The following is a 14,899-nucleotide window of genomic DNA, read 5'->3' as shown; positions in this document are numbered from 1 at the left end:
GCTATCCTCTTTATTATTGTTCAAGCGCTGCGGTCAAGGTCGCAACATCGTTTACCGGTGCTGCTGACAGAGTGTCCACGATACGCTTGGTCAGGCCAGTCAGAACTTTACCTGGGCCAACTTCCAGCAGCAGTTCAACGCCTTCTGCCGCCATAAATTCAACGCTTCCAGTCCAACGTACCGGATTGTATAGCTGACGTACCAGCGCGCTACGGATAGCTTCAGGTGACACTTCGGCTTTTACGTCTACGTTATTCACCACAGGGAACAACGGTGCCCGGAATTCAATGTCTTCCAGAGCAACGGCCATTTTATCCGCCGCGGGTTTCATTAATGCGCAGTGGGAAGGCACGCTAACCGGCAAAGGCAGTGCACGCTTGGCGCCAGCCGCTTTACAGGCCGCACCGGCACGTTCTACCGCTTCTTTGTTCCCGGCGATCACAACCTGCCCCGGCGAGTTAAAGTTAACCGGTGAAACCACCTGACCTTGTGCCGATTCTTCGCAAGCTTTGGCAATAGATTCATTATCCAGGCCAATAATAGCAGACATAGCGCCAGTACCTTCAGGTACCGCTTCTTGCATCAGTTGGCCGCGTAATTCAACCAGCTTAACCGCCTGTTTGAAATCCAGAACGCCAGCACATACCAATGCTGAGTATTCACCCAGGCTATGGCCTGCCATCATCGCAGGCGCTTTTCCGCCCTGCTGCTGCCAAACACGCCAGATGGCTACCGAAGCGGTGAGCAACGCAGGCTGAGTCTGCCAGGTTTTGTTCAGTTCTTCTGCCGGACCCTGCTGCACCAACTGCCACAAATCGTAGCCTAAAACCGAAGAGGCTTCGGTGAAAGTTTCTTCAACTATCGGGAATTGTGTAGCTAAATCAGCCAGCATACCCACGGTCTGAGACCCTTGACCTGGAAAAACCATTGCAAATTTCGACATCTTGCCTTCCTGTGAAATCAAAAGACTTTCTATTAAATCAAAAGACTTTCTGTTAAATCAAAAACGAACCAGCGCAGAGCCCCAAGTGAAGCCGCCACCAAACGCTTCCAGCAGGACTAATTGACCGCGTTGAATCCGGCCATCACGTACCGCTTCGTCTAAAGCTGAAGGCACTGATGCGGCAGAGGTATTACCGTGACGATCGAGAGTGATCACCACTTTATCCAACCCCATACCTAATTTTTTCGCCGTAGCGCTGATAATGCGTAAATTTGCCTGATGCGGAACCAGCCAGTCCAGTTCTGAACGATCCAAGCCGTTAGCCTGTAACGTTTCATCGACAATGTGCGCCAATTCGGTCACGGCCACTTTAAACACTTCATTACCTGCCATGGTGACGTAAGCAGGCTGATCCTGGGTTTCGCGATTCTGGTAAGGCAGAGTCAATAACCCGCCATAGGTGCCGTCCGCATGTAAGTGCGTTGACATAATACCCGGCTCTTCAGACGCACCCAGCAACACAGCACCAGCGCCATCGCCAAACAGAATAATCGTGCCGCGATCTTCCGGATCCAACGCGCGAGACAATACGTCGGAGCCAATCACCAGCGCATGACGCACTGCGCCACTTTTCACGTACTGATCGGCCACGCTCAGCGCATAGGTAAAACCAGCGCAGGCAGCAGCCAAATCAAACGCCGCGGCGTCTTTGATTCCTAACATCTGCTGCACCTGACAGGCAGAGCTTGGGAAAGCGTGACTTGAAGAGGTGGTGGCGACAATAATCAGCCCAACATCGTCTTTACTGACGCCAGCCATTTCCAGCGCGTTCTCTGCCGCACGGAAAGCCATTGTGGCCACATTTTCATCCGGTGCTGCAATACGACGTTCACGAATACCGGTGCGAGTCACGATCCACTCGTCGCTGGTTTCCACCATTTTTTCTAAATCAGCATTGCTGCGCACTTGTACGGGCAGATAGCTCCCCGTGCCGAGAATCTTTGTATACATGTACGTTCAGTCACTCTTGGGTAATACAGCTTCAAGGCGCGCGGCGATCCTTTCAGGAACCTGCCGCTGCACCGCCTGCACAGCCTGTTCTATTGCAACTGCAAACGCACGTTGGTTCGCAGCGCCGTGGCTCTTGATTACGATGCCCCGTAATCCTAACAGACATGCGCCATTATACTGGTCGGGGTTCAGATGCCCGAACCGCTTGGCCACGCGTTTTTGCAGCCAACGCCCCAGTAGTTTAAGCCACCAGGACTGTTTATTGTTCTCGCCCGATGATTTAAGCAACGACAAGAACATTCTTATCACGCCTTCCATGGTCTTAAGGGTGACGTTACCCACGAAGCCGTCACAAACCATTACGTCGGTTTTCCCGGTCAGCAAGTCATTGCCTTCCAGATAACCAATATAATTTATCGCCGGTGTATTTTTTAATACTGCGGCGGCTTCGCGGATATTATCTAAACCTTTGGTTTCTTCTTCGCCAATATTTAGCAGCGCGACACGCGGGGAGGTAATCCCCACGACTTCTTCGGCCATGACTGAGCCCATCACGGCAAATTGCACCAACATGGTGCTGTCGCATTCCACATTTGCTCCCAGATCCAACACCACGGTTTTACTACGGCGTTGGTTCGGGATCACCGTCATCAGGGCCGGGCGCTCTATCCCTTCTAACGGCTTAATCATCAACTTTGCCAACCCCATTAACGCTCCGGTATTCCCGGCACTCACACAGGCTTGAGCCTCACCGTTCTTAACTAAATCCAATGCGATACGCATCGATGTACCACGGCTGGCGCGAATTGCTTGTGAGGGTTTAGCGTCGCTGGCAATAACATGCTCAGCGGGAATTACCTGCAACCTTTCCAGCAACAAAGGATCGGTGTGGGCAAGTAATGGAGTGATGGCGTCGGGGTTTCCGACCAGCAGAAGCTTAAGTTGTGGATTAAAGGCCAGTGCCTGCAATGAAGCAGGCACTGTGACGCAGGGACCGAAGTCCCCGCCCATTGCATCTAACGCTAGGGTTAGACAAGTCAAGGTATCGCCTTGCTAAAGATTAGCAAGTACTACTCAGCCGATAACCTTGCGGCCGCGGTAGAAACCGTCGGCTGTGATGTGGTGACGCAGGTGAGTTTCACCGGAAGTTTTGTCCACAGACAGAGTGGCAGTGGTCAGAGCATCGTGTGAACGACGCATGCCACGTTTGGAACGAGTTGGTTTGTTCTGTTGTACGGCCATTGACCTTACTCCTTAATTACTTTTCTTTAAACTGGCTAATACGGCAAATGGATTCGGTTTCTCCACCTCTGCAGGCAGTTTACCAAATACCATGTCCGCCTCGGACACTTCACAGTGTTCAGATTCATGTACCGGAACGACCGGCAGCGAAAGAATAATTTCGTCTTCAATCATTGCCAACAGATCAACTTCGCCAAAATCGTCGACTTCGATCGGTTCGTACGCTTCCGGTAATGCTTCAGCCTGCTCGTCATTGACGATCGGGCTAAAACAATATGTTGTGTGGACATGGTGTGCGAAGGTGCCACCGCAGCGCTGGCACATCAACGTAACGTCGACGTCCGCATGACCTGTGATAACCGCCAGGCGCTGATTATCGATATTAAACGATAAGGAGGCCACGACATCGCTGTCCACACTAACCACGGATTCGGCAACGCGTGTCACTTGCTCAGGGGAATAGATACCTGCGTAATCTAATCGCTTCTGGGCAGTACGAACCGCATCAATGGTCAGGGGTAATTTTACTTTTTGCATAGGGCGCGCATATTAACTTTGTAACGACATAGAGTCAAAGAAAAAGGCCATTCAACCGCACCTTTCACCAATATTCGCTTCCTCAGCGGCGGACAGTTTAAAATGACTGATTAAATTACGCCACGGTTTATGGAAAATATTATGTCTCAGTTAGTTTTGGCTTCAACTTCTTCTTATCGCAAAGCATTGCTGGAAAAACTTCAATTGCCCTTTATTACCGCAGCGCCAGATATCGATGAAAGCCCGTTGCCGCAGGAAGACGCTCCAACCTTAGTGCAGAGACTGGCGAGCGCCAAGGCTACTGCGTTGGCTGAACACTATCCGCAGCATTTGATTATCGGCTCTGATCAGGTGTGCGTGCTGAACGGGAAAATAACCGGCAAACCGCACAATCATGAGAATGCGTTTAAACAATTACGCCAGGCCAGCGGCCAATGTGTCACTTTTTATACCGGTTTGACGCTGCTCAATTCCGCTAGCGGTCATATAAATATCCAGTGCGAAACTTTTCAGGTGTATTTCAGAACGCTAAGCGATGACGAAATAAACGGCTACTTAAGCATAGAACAGCCTTGGAATTGTGCTGGTAGCTTTAAAAGTGAGGGATTGGGAATAAGTCTGTTCGACCGTTTAGAAGGTCGCGATCCCAATACCTTGATTGGTCTGCCGCTGATTGCGCTTAATGAGATGCTGATGGAACAAGGGGTGAATGCGTTGTTAAGTCAGAACAGCGCAGATAAGCGCTAATAATAAGACAATAAAAAGAGTGATATAACAAAGTAAGGCGCACTTTTGCGCCTTACCGATGCTATTCGAAGCTGACAGCACGATTATTTTGCCGGGAAGTTTTTCCGCAGCATTAACAGGCAGTGGCGTAACTGATTATCCAACGGCGCTTCCAGCCGCATGGTTTCGCCGGTATTCGGATGCTCAAACCGTAAAGCTGCCGCATGCAGGAACAGGCGATGTAAGCCAGTGCCTTTAAGTTGCGCATCGAAATCACGGTCACCGTAACGGTCATCAAAAGCGATCGGATGGCCGGCATGCAATGCGTGAACGCGTATCTGGTGAGTTCGGCCAGTAATCGGGCTAGCTTTTACCAACGTGCAGTGTTCAAAGCGCTCTTCCACTTTAAAGCGGGTTTCCGACGGTTTGCCTTCGCTGCTCACCTTCACGACTCGCTCGCCGCTCTGCATAATATTTTTCAGCAACGGTGCCTGAACCGCCTTGCAATGAGATTGCCATTGGCCGCGAACTAGCGCCAGATAGTCTTTTTGCATACCTTTCAGCCGCAGCTGTTCATGTAGGGAGCGCAGCGCCGAACGTTTTTTCGCTACCAACAGAACGCCGGAAGTGTCGCGGTCAAGACGATGCACCAATTCGAGGAAACGCGCTTCCGGACGCAACGCTCTCAGCGCTTCAATTACGCCAAAACTCAGACCACTTCCGCCGTGTACCGCGGTTCCCGAAGGTTTATTCAGCACCAGCAGGTAATCGTCCTCAAACAGGATACAGTCGGCCAACGCCGCGACTTTATCCAGTTTTGCCGAAACGGGTGCGTCTTCACGCTCGGCCACGCGCACCGGCGGTACACGCACCACATCGCCGTCCGCCAGCTTATATTCTGGTTTAATGCGTCCTTTATTGACGCGAACTTCACCCTTACGCACGATGCGGTAGATCATGCTCTTTGGCACGCCTTTTAATTTAGCGAGCAAAAAGTTATCGATCCGCTGACCGGCTTCGTCGGCAGAAATGGTGATTAATTGTACTACTGGATTATCTGTTTTCATGGTGCGCGATTCTAATTATACAGAGGAATTAGCGCCACCCCTTTTTATGTGCTTAACTGTGAGTCTGGCTATTGAAGAGAACGTTTGCGCATTATTTTTGTTTAATAACACATCAATACTCGCCAACACTGTGAACACAGTAAAATAATCTTTACTTAGACAGCTAAAGTCACCTTGCTATATCAGTATCAGCAATGGAATAATGCAGTTAATTCCGCGTTGATTCTCGTTAGATCAAGGAACTTGTGGAATAATAAGTTTGCCTGATCGCACAAAAACGCAGCAATGGCGTAAGACGTAATGTGAAATCAAGCAATTAGCGGGCTGCGGGTTGCAGCTTGGCCGGCAAATGGGATCAGATCTGTTGTCATAAATTCAGAAGCTGCCCTCTACTAAAAGCGCTGTTTTTCAGAAAGAAACACAGGCTTACCGAGATAATGCGCCCCTATGCAGGCGACAACCGTGAGGTTGACGGCTTTGCTAGAAGACTCGGGGTCATCGGTTTATCCGGCCATGAGGTTATTTTGCCCGCAGTTCTAACGCCAATGTAAAAATAACGAGTAAGTTAAGATGAAAAGAATGTTGATTAACGCAACTCAGCAGGAAGAGTTGCGTGTTGCCCTTGTAGATGGACAGCGGCTTTATGATCTGGATATTGAAAGTCCGGGCCATGAGCAAAAAAAAGCGAATATTTACAAAGGTAAAATCACCCGAATTGAGCCAAGTCTGGAAGCTGCTTTTGTTGATTACGGTGCAGAAAGACATGGTTTCCTTCCTTTAAAAGAAATCTCTCGCGAGTACTTCCCAAGTAATTATTCCTCTCATGGCCGTCCAAACATCAAAGATGTATTGCGCGAAGGCCAGGAAGTTATTGTTCAGGTTGATAAAGAAGAACGTGGTAATAAAGGCGCAGCCTTAACCACATTTATCAGTCTCGCTGGCAGCTATTTAGTTCTGATGCCTAATAACCCGCGTGCCGGTGGCATTTCTCGCCGCATCGAAGGTGACGACCGTACTGAACTAAAAGAAGCCCTGTCTTCACTCCAGTTGCCTGACGGCATGGGGCTGATTGTCCGTACGGCTGGCGTAGGCAAATCTGCCGACGCGCTGCAATGGGACTTGTCATTCCGCCTGAAACACTGGGATGCGATTAAAAAAGCCGCCGAAGGCCGCCCTGCTCCGTTCCTGATTCATCAGGAAAGCAACGTTATCGTGCGTGCCTTCCGCGATTACCTGCGCCCGGATATCGGCGAAATCCTGATCGACAATCCAAAAATTCTCGATCTGGCCAAAGAGCATATTGCCGCTCTGGGTCGCCCGGATTTCAGCAGCAAAATCAAATTGTACAGCGGCGAAATCCCGTTGTTCAGCCACTATCAGATTGAATCTCAGATTGAATCTGCGTTCCAGCGCGAAGTGCGTTTGCCTTCCGGCGGTTCTATCGTTATCGATACCACCGAAGCGTTGACCGCGATTGATATCAACTCCGCACGCGCTACTCGCGGCGGCGACATCGAAGAAACGGCTTTCAATACCAACCTGGAAGCGGCGGACGAAATCGCTCGCCAATTGCGTCTGCGTGACCTCGGCGGCCTAATCGTTATCGACTTTATCGATATGACGCCGGTTCGCCATCAGCGTGAAGTAGAAAACCGTCTGCGTGACGCCGTTCGTCAAGACCGCGCCCGTATTCAGATCGGCCGGATTTCTCGCTTCGGTCTGCTGGAAATGTCCCGTCAGCGCCTTAGCCCGTCACTGGGTGAATCCAGCCACCACGTCTGCCCGCGTTGCAGCGGCACCGGCACCGTGCGTGACAATGAATCTCTGTCGCTGTCGATTCTTCGTCTGATTGAAGAAGAAGCGCTGAAAGAGAATACCCATGAAGTTCACGCTATCGTTCCAGTCCAGATTGCCTCTTATCTGCTGAATGAAAAACGTGAATCGGTTAATGCCATTGAGAAGCGTCAAGGCGGCGTGCGTGCAGTTATCGTACCTAACGACCAGATGCAAACCCCGCATTACTCGGTGCTGCGCGTACGTAAAGGTGAAGAAGTTCCGACCCTGAGCTACCTGCTGCCGAAACTGCATGAAGAAGAGATGGCTCAGCCACTGGAAGAAGCGCCAATGGAACGCAAACGTCCGGAACAACCGGCGCTGGCGACCTTCTCTCTGCCAACGGAAGTGCCACCGGAAGCTGAACCTGCGGCAGCGGCCAAACCTGCGGTGCAGCCAGCAAAAGCAGCCGTCAGTGCCGCACAGCCGGGTCTGTTTAGTCGCTTGATTAGCGGTCTGAAAAGCCTGTTCGCCGCACCAGCTGAAGCGGAAGTGAAACCGGCTGTCGTCGAAAAAACCGAAAATACCGATAATCGTCGTCAAGATCGTCGTAATCCGCGCCGTCAGAACAATGGCCGCAAAGATCGCGGTGACCGCACGCCGCGTGAAGGTCGCGAAAATACGCGTGAAAACGCGCGTGACAACGGCAATCGGGATGCAAACCGCGATAATCGTGACATCCGTGAAGGCCGTGAAGGCCGTGAAGGCCGTGAAGATCAGCGTCGTAACCGTCGTTCTAACCAGCAAAATACCGCGGTTGAAGCTACGGTAGAAAATCGCGACAACGACAAAGCGCCACGGGAAGAACAGCAACCGCGTCGTGAACGTGGCGATCGTCAACGTCGTCAACGTCAGAATCCGCAGGAAGTGAAAGCGGCTGAAGTGGTTGAAAGCGTTGTAGCGGTAAATCTGGTAGAAGAAGTCCAGCCTGAGCAGGAAGAACGCCAACAGGTGATGCAGCGTCGTCAGCGTCGTCAATTGAACCAAAAAGTACGTATTCAATCGGCCAATGATGAACTGAACCCAGCGGATACCGCCAGTGAAAAGACTCCTGTTGTTAAAATCGCCGAGCAAACCGCGGCTCCGGTTGTTGCACAGGAAGAAGTGAAACTGTTAGCACCAGCAGCGGATGAAGACAACGGTAACGATCGTTCTGCCAATAACGAGAATGGTATGCCACGTCGTTCACGCCGTTCACCACGTCACCTGCGTGTCAGTGGTCAACGTCGTCGTCGCTATCGTGACGAGCGTTATCCAACCCAATCCGCTATGCCTCTGGCCGGGGCGTTTGCCTCTCCGGAAATGGCGTCAGGCAAGGTGTTTATTCGTTATCCGGTTGCACTGCCGCAGGAACAGCAAGTTGCTGAGCCAGCAGCGGAAAATATCGCAGAAAACCTGAATACCCAAGCGGCTGAAACACCTGCTGTGATCGCAGCGCCGGCAGTCACCACCGGTCAGGCGAATTCGGTTGCTGCATCGCCAGCGATTGAACAAACCGTGGCGGTATCAGCCGTTGTCGCTGAACCTGCTGTGATTGAAGCGCCTAAAGCTGAAAAACCGGTTGAAGCGTTCACGCCAGCGCCTGCGGCTTACAAACATCAGCCAGGTGGTTCATCTTCATCAGCTGCTGCCGTACCGGGCCGCGCGCCAGTTGCTGCTCCAGTCGTTGAGGCGCCTGTAGTCAAAACTGTTGCAGTTGAAACTGCTGAAGTTAAAACTGTTGAAATGGAAACTGCTGGCGTTGAAACGACGAAAGCTGAAACTCCGGTTAACCAGCCAGCAGCGCAAGCGGTTGTTCAGCCAGAAGTGACGGCTCAACCTGCGGTTGAAGAAATCGCAGCGAAAGCGGTCACTATAGAAGACGTTGTTGCCGAAACCCTGGCTGTTGAAGCACCGTTTGAAGCTCATACCGAAACCATTGTCAGCGCAACTGACGCAGTTGAAGAAACCGCGCCAACAACAAAAGCTGTGGTAGAAGAGAATGTGGCTGAAACCGTTGTTGCTGAAGTGACTGCGACGCAAGCAGCGCCGGAAACGCCAGTAGTTGATGCACCGAAAACCGTTGAAGTGGCCGCTACCGTAGTGACCGAAGCGGTTGTTCATCCGGAAGGCGTGCGCTTCAAACATCATGCATTCGCTCCGATGACCAAAGCACCGGCTTCTGCCTCAACTCAGGCTACGCAAGCGTCAGCTCACAGTGAATGGCAACGCCCTGCGTTCGACTTTGCAGGTAAAGGCTCTGCGGGCGCGCACGCGGCAGTGAACAAGGCTACGGCACCGGCTACCAAGCCTCAGCCAGTCAAGTAACTGACAGCGAGCTCCTTAACGACAAAACCCGCCACACGGCGGGTTTTTTTACGACTGAAAACCGTAATTTCTGAGCATTAAACCGAGTCAATCAGGCAATCTGTTTCAGCGTTTTGATATCCAGATTATCCAATTTGCCGTCTAACTGGCCGACAAATGCCTGGAAATGAGCGGTTTTATTGTGCTTTTGCAGCGCATCATCGGAGGCCCAACGCTCAAAGAACACAAAGGTACTCGGCTGACCGATTTCCGCATGAAGATCGTATTGCAGATTGCCGCCTTCGGCACGACTTGGCTCAATAATTTGATGCACAATAGCCTTAACATCTTCAATAAACTCTGGTTTCGCCACTAAGCTGGCGATGACGCGAACTTCCATTTTACCCTCTCCTGTTTCAATCTTCTGTCGGCCTGACGACCGATAGCTGTTTATTGCATCGAATTCACTGACGCAATACCTGTCTCTATAAGATGCCTTTTTCTAATTGTTTTCAACTTAACCCGAACAATCAGATGCATCTGTCGCACTTTCCGCTTATCCTTACACCCCGCCGGAAACACTCCCGTACCAGCAAAAAACCTCGAAATTCTCATCAAAGTGGAGCTAGCCAAATGACTGCACAATCCCAAACCCTGAAAATTCGCCGCCCGGACGATTGGCACATCCACTTGCGTGACGACGAAATGTTAGCCAGGGTACTCCCTTATACCAGTGAGGTATTTGGCCGGGCGATAGTGATGCCAAATCTGGCCACTCCCATTACCACCGTTAGCAGCGCCATTGCTTATCGGGAACGTATTTTGGCGGCGGTGCCTAAAGGCCAGACATTCACTCCGCTGATGACTTGTTATCTGACCAACCAGTTGACCGAAAGAGAGTTGACCGCAGGTTTCGAGCAAGGCGTATTCACCGCGGCCAAACTTTACCCTGCCAATGCCACCACGAACTCAACCCACGGTGTGTCCGATATTTTAGGGATTTATCCGCTGTTCGAGCAGATGCAGAAATTAGGTATGCCGCTATTGATTCACGGGGAAGTAACCGATGCCGATGTCGATATCTTCGATCGGGAAGCCCGCTTTATCGATCAGATTCTGGAGCCTATCCGCCAAAAATTCCCTGAGCTGAAAATCGTTTTCGAGCATATCACCACCAAAGATGCGGCTGATTATGTGCTTGCAGGTAATGATTTTATTGCCGCGACCATCACGCCACAGCATTTAATGTTTAACCGTAACCACATGTTAGTTGGCGGTATTCGCCCTCACCTATTCTGTTTGCCAATCCTGAAACGTGGCACCCACCAGCAGGCTCTGCGTCAAGCCGTTGCCAGCGGCAGCGAGCGTTTCTTCCTGGGTACCGACTCAGCGCCGCATGCCAAACACCGCAAAGAGTCTTCCTGTGGCTGCGCGGGCGTATTCAATGCGCCGTCGGCCTTACCGTCCTACGCTACCGTGTTTGAAGAAATGGAGGCTTTACAACATCTTGAAGCCTTCTGTTCATTGAACGGGCCGCGTTTCTACGGTTTGCCAGTCAATGAAGATTTTGTTGAGTTGGTGCGCCAGCCCTTCACCCAGCCGGAAGAAATTTCGCTTGGTAACGAATCTATTGTGCCTTATCTGGCAGGCCAAACGCTGAATTGGTCAGTAAAAAGCTAATGTCTTTCAAGGGGAAGCGTTATTCTCTTCCCTTATTTTTCTCATTTTTTTCATTCTCCCTCTTGTCGCACATTACATTTAACTGTATAAACATACAGTATCAATATTCGGAGGATGAAACATGCGTGTTGAAGTCAGCATTGATAGAAAAAACCCATTACCCGCGGGCGCGATTGAAGCCTTAACCGGGGAGCTCACTAAAAGGCTCAATGCTCAATTCCCGGATACGACCGTCAGGATTCGTTATGCCGGAGCTAACGATCTTTCGGTACTTGGCGGAGCCAAAACCGATAAAGATCGGATCTCTGAAATATTGCAAGAAATTTGGGAAAGCGCCGACGATTGGTTTGACGCAGAATAACTCACTGTTATGCAGTTTTTGCCGGGGAGTCGCTCCTCGGCTTTTTTGTCCTCACATCATGTTCTCTGATTATTTTTTCTCAGCCCCTTGTCCTCTTTCTTTCTATGCCCATATTGAAGCTGAATCGCGTTATTGTGCATTTTCTCAGCGTTATTAAACAAATTTGTAAAGATGTTGTGTTATTCGCCAAATAAATATCTAGTTGCGTATACTGAAAAAGCTCACTCAATTATGAGCCGAATGATCCTCATTAGTTACTTCAATTAGTTACTACTTAATAAGGGGTCTATATGGACAGAAATGATGAAGTTATTCAGACTCACCCGCTCGTAGGCTGGGATATCAGCACTGTAGACGCGTACAATGCCATGATGATTCGTCTTCATTACCTGTCTTCCGTGGATCAACCCACAGAGAACGCCTTAGTCGATAGAACGCTCTGGCTGACCACCGATGTAGCACGCCAATTAATTAATATTCTAGAAGCAGGCATTGCTAAGATCGAATCAACGGATTATGTAGACATTGACCACCGAAAACACTAGTTATTTCAAAGCTAAACCCCAGGGCACCGATGAGTCTTCATCAGGTGCCTTTTTATTCGCCACTCCCGCCCTCACGCTCGTTTCGCCCCTTTAGATAGTCTTCTACTCATGTTATTACTAATACACATAATTATTACTTTTGCGTAGCCTGCCTTTATACGATGGCCTGAAGGTTTATCAGGCATATACGCTATTTCCTGGAGTCACAGAGCATGGAATATGATTTGATTGTGGTTGGCAGCGGTTCCGTTGGCTCAGCTGCGGGTTATTACGCGGCGCAGGCTGGATTAAAGGTTCTGATGATCGACAGCGGTATGCCGCCACATCAATCCGGCAGTCACCACGGCGACACTCGCCTGATTCGTCATGCTTATGGCGAAGGGGAAAAATATGTGCCACTGATTCTTCGTGCGCAAACCTTGTGGGATGGCCTGTCCACAGCGACTGGCGCGGAGCTGTTTCATGCCAGCGGCGTGATTAACCTGGGCCCGCAAGACTCCGAATTCCTGAAAAACGTACAGGAAAGTGCCCGCAAGTACGATTTGCCGATTCAGGTCATGAACGGGAGCGAAGTGAGGCAAAAATGGCCGCTTTTCACCGTTCCTGACGACTATATCGGCGTATTTGAGCCGAAATCAGGCTATCTGCAATCTGATTTGGCCGTCTCCACCCTGATTAAAGAAGTCACCGCCGCTGGCTGCGGGATTCTATTCAACTGTCCGGTTTCGGCTATTCACCCTGACGATAATGGCGTGGATGTGGTGACTATCGATGGTACCTACCGCGGTAAGAAAGTGGTGGTCACCGCTGGCACCTGGGTGAAAAAATTACTTCCTACGCTCCCCATTTCCGCCGTGCGTAAAGTCTTTGCCTGGCATCACGCAGACGGACGTTACAGCGAAGAAAATCACTTCCCCGCCTTCACCGTAGAAACTCCAGATAACGTCCATTACTATGGTTTCCCGTCGAAGAAGGAAGAACTGAAAATCGGTAAACATAACGGCGGTCAACTCATTGAATCTGCGGATCAACGCAAGCCTTTTGGCGGTTTTGCCGAGGATGGAACCGAAGTTTTCAGCTTTTTACGCAACTATTTGCCCGGCGTTGGCGTGTGTTTAAGGGGTTCATCCTGCACTTACGATATGAGTCCTGATGAAGATTTTATTATCGATACGCTGCCAGAAAGTCAAAGAATTATGGTATTTAGCGGGCTAAGTGGCCACGGTTTTAAGTTCGCGACTGCTCTGGGCGAAATCGCCGCGCTGTTTGCGCAAGATAAGGCGTCTCCTATTGATATTAAACCTTTTTCTTTGAGTCGATTTAACTGATCGTCTTAGCGTAATCGGGCTATTTATCGCAGGATATTCTGATAGTTTTAGAATCTCCTGCATTTTTTTATTATTCTGTTCATCTTCGATTATCCCACTGCTATTTCTGCTATTTCCTGCTTATTTATAATTATCCATTCGTAAATGCCGTCTATTAGCATCGCGAATCCCGAATTGACGCTAAAGCTACCTGAGGATTAACTTATTCGCGTTTGCGGCCGGGTATGGTTGCCCGTATGACAAGGATGTAACACCATGAGAATATTAATCATCGACGAATGTTATTACACTCGCTCTGGTGTAAATAAATACTTAAATAGCATGTCATCTGTAAATTTAATGGATGTAGCAACTGTTGAGCAAGCAACGCTGGTAATTCAGAGTTTCGATCCTGCGGTAATAATGGTCAATTTAACCCAATATTGTCGCTACGGCGGACATTGTCCATTGCTGGAGGAATTTATTACCCGCTGTACACGCGCCAGAGTCTATATTTATCTGGATGCATCTTATCCCTTTAGCGAAACACCAATACCTTTAACGGAGACTGTATCAATATTAGCCAAGCGGCGCTTACCCGATTTATTGCACTCACTGACACACTTGCAGGATGCTGGTAGTCAGGAAGGCTGGCAGCAAGGGACAACGCATTCGTCCTTATTTAGTCCGCAAGAACATAAAGTGATGTGTTACTGGATGACAGAAATGCCAAATTATCGCATAGCAAAAAAGCTAAATATCAGTGATAGCACCGTATATTCGCATAAAAGACATATCACCGAAAAAATAAAAGTTAGGAATCGTCTGGAGCTATGCTTTATCTATAACGTTTTTAAATATTTGTATTGAAGATGGCTCACTGTTTTCTCCATCGGTCAGCGCCTCTTTAGCTACACATTTCTTGGTAAGCTTTATTTCCATCAATAATGCCTCCGAAGATACTGGTTAACCGTATCTTTAAGGATAAAATTAATGGCAGCAATATCTTACTAGTAAAATTAAAAATCCGGCTAATATTAACCACGCTCGATATCATGGAGAATATATAGCCGGAATCTACAATGGGGATCTCACTGAAGATAACTTTAATTAATTAACTATTCTTATATTGCATGTCAGCTTTCCCCCTAACACTAATTGTTATCGTTATTGAGTCAGAGTTTCGGATTTACCTGCTACCTTCCTTATTTTTAGAAAGTAATACCCTTTATTTTTAATGATAAATACCGTAAAAGAGAAACTCTATTGGACAATATCCGTTGAGGGCTTAGTAGTAACTTATTGTTTTAATAATAAATATAACTATAATAATCACAAAGCTCAGCAGCCCGTTGGCATCC

Annotated in this window: 14 protein-coding genes; 7 read left to right on the top strand and 7 right to left on the bottom strand. The window is 49.3% G+C overall.

Features of this window, described 5'->3' with window-relative positions; all coding sequences use genetic code 11:
* Positions 1 to 13 precede the first annotated feature (13 nt).
* The 5 genes from fabD to yceD are packed head-to-tail and all read right to left on the bottom strand — an operon-like array spanning position 14 to position 3,733.
* Positions 14 to 943 carry an ACP S-malonyltransferase gene (gene fabD / locus ACQ4OC_RS01590; protein ID WP_064513043.1) on the bottom strand — a complete coding sequence of 310 codons (930 nt, stop codon included), beginning with the start codon at positions 941 to 943 and terminating at the stop codon, positions 14 to 16.
* A 57-nt stretch (positions 944 to 1,000) separates the two neighbouring features.
* Entirely contained in the window at positions 1,001 to 1,954 is a 954-nt protein-coding gene (locus tag ACQ4OC_RS01585; protein WP_064513040.1) for a beta-ketoacyl-ACP synthase III, read from the bottom strand.
* Between the two features lie 6 nt (positions 1,955 to 1,960).
* Positions 1,961 to 2,995: a phosphate acyltransferase PlsX gene (gene plsX, locus ACQ4OC_RS01580; protein WP_071889721.1), complete on the bottom strand. Its 1,035-nt coding sequence runs from the start codon at positions 2,993 to 2,995 to the stop codon at positions 1,961 to 1,963.
* A gap of 33 nt (positions 2,996 to 3,028) precedes the next feature.
* A complete protein-coding gene (rpmF, locus tag ACQ4OC_RS01575; protein WP_002210931.1) occupies positions 3,029 to 3,196 on the bottom strand; it encodes a 50S ribosomal protein L32 in 168 nt (55 codons plus the stop codon).
* A 12-nt stretch (positions 3,197 to 3,208) separates the two neighbouring features.
* Entirely contained in the window at positions 3,209 to 3,733 is a 525-nt protein-coding gene (gene yceD / locus ACQ4OC_RS01570) for a 23S rRNA accumulation protein YceD (RefSeq protein WP_049596428.1), read from the bottom strand.
* A 141-nt stretch (positions 3,734 to 3,874) separates the two neighbouring features.
* Here yceD and ACQ4OC_RS01565 point away from each other — a divergent pair, with 141 nt between their 5' ends.
* Positions 3,875 to 4,480, top strand: coding sequence for a Maf family protein (locus ACQ4OC_RS01565; protein WP_064513037.1), 606 nt, complete (start codon positions 3,875 to 3,877; stop codon positions 4,478 to 4,480).
* An 83-nt stretch (positions 4,481 to 4,563) separates the two neighbouring features.
* Here the strand turns inward: ACQ4OC_RS01565 and rluC are convergent, their stop codons facing one another.
* On the bottom strand, positions 4,564 to 5,526 hold the full coding sequence (rluC, locus tag ACQ4OC_RS01560; protein ID WP_064513035.1) for a 23S rRNA pseudouridine(955/2504/2580) synthase RluC: 963 nt from the start codon (positions 5,524 to 5,526) through the stop codon (positions 4,564 to 4,566).
* Positions 5,527 to 6,096: 570 nt separating this feature from the next.
* Between rluC and rne the strand changes: the two genes are divergently transcribed.
* Positions 6,097 to 9,666 carry a ribonuclease E gene (gene rne / locus ACQ4OC_RS01555; protein WP_430970872.1) on the top strand — a complete coding sequence of 1,190 codons (3,570 nt, stop codon included), beginning with the start codon at positions 6,097 to 6,099 and terminating at the stop codon, positions 9,664 to 9,666.
* Positions 9,667 to 9,757: 91 nt separating this feature from the next.
* Here rne and ACQ4OC_RS01550 read toward each other — a convergent pair whose 3' ends face one another.
* Positions 9,758 to 10,045 (bottom strand): putative quinol monooxygenase, encoded by a 288-nt coding sequence (locus ACQ4OC_RS01550; protein WP_430970871.1) that lies wholly within the window; start codon positions 10,043 to 10,045, stop codon positions 9,758 to 9,760.
* Between the two features lie 233 nt (positions 10,046 to 10,278).
* Between ACQ4OC_RS01550 and pyrC the strand changes: the two genes are divergently transcribed.
* From pyrC to ACQ4OC_RS01525, 5 genes are all read left to right on the top strand, one after another.
* The gene (gene pyrC / locus ACQ4OC_RS01545; protein WP_430970870.1) at positions 10,279 to 11,325 is read left to right on the top strand and encodes a dihydroorotase; all 1,047 of its coding nucleotides are present in this window, start codon (positions 10,279 to 10,281) and stop codon (positions 11,323 to 11,325) included.
* Between the two features lie 121 nt (positions 11,326 to 11,446).
* Complete coding sequence (dinI, locus tag ACQ4OC_RS01540) at positions 11,447 to 11,686, top strand: DNA damage-inducible protein I (RefSeq protein WP_064513029.1); 240 nt, start codon at positions 11,447 to 11,449, stop codon at positions 11,684 to 11,686.
* Between the two features lie 290 nt (positions 11,687 to 11,976).
* Positions 11,977 to 12,231: a biofilm formation regulator BssS gene (gene bssS / locus ACQ4OC_RS01535; RefSeq protein ID WP_049596435.1), complete on the top strand. Its 255-nt coding sequence runs from the start codon at positions 11,977 to 11,979 to the stop codon at positions 12,229 to 12,231.
* Positions 12,232 to 12,443: 212 nt separating this feature from the next.
* Entirely contained in the window at positions 12,444 to 13,559 is a 1,116-nt protein-coding gene (solA, locus tag ACQ4OC_RS01530; RefSeq protein WP_064513028.1) for an N-methyl-L-tryptophan oxidase, read from the top strand.
* A 255-nt stretch (positions 13,560 to 13,814) separates the two neighbouring features.
* On the top strand, positions 13,815 to 14,408 hold the full coding sequence (locus ACQ4OC_RS01525; protein ID WP_064513027.1) for a LuxR C-terminal-related transcriptional regulator: 594 nt from the start codon (positions 13,815 to 13,817) through the stop codon (positions 14,406 to 14,408).
* Positions 14,409 to 14,899 lie beyond the last annotated feature (491 nt).

The organism is Yersinia sp. J1 (genome assembly GCF_050586585.1).
GTDB lineage: Bacteria > Pseudomonadota > Gammaproteobacteria > Enterobacterales > Enterobacteriaceae > Yersinia > Yersinia entomophaga.
This window is presented reverse-complemented; position numbering and strand designations above follow the sequence as displayed.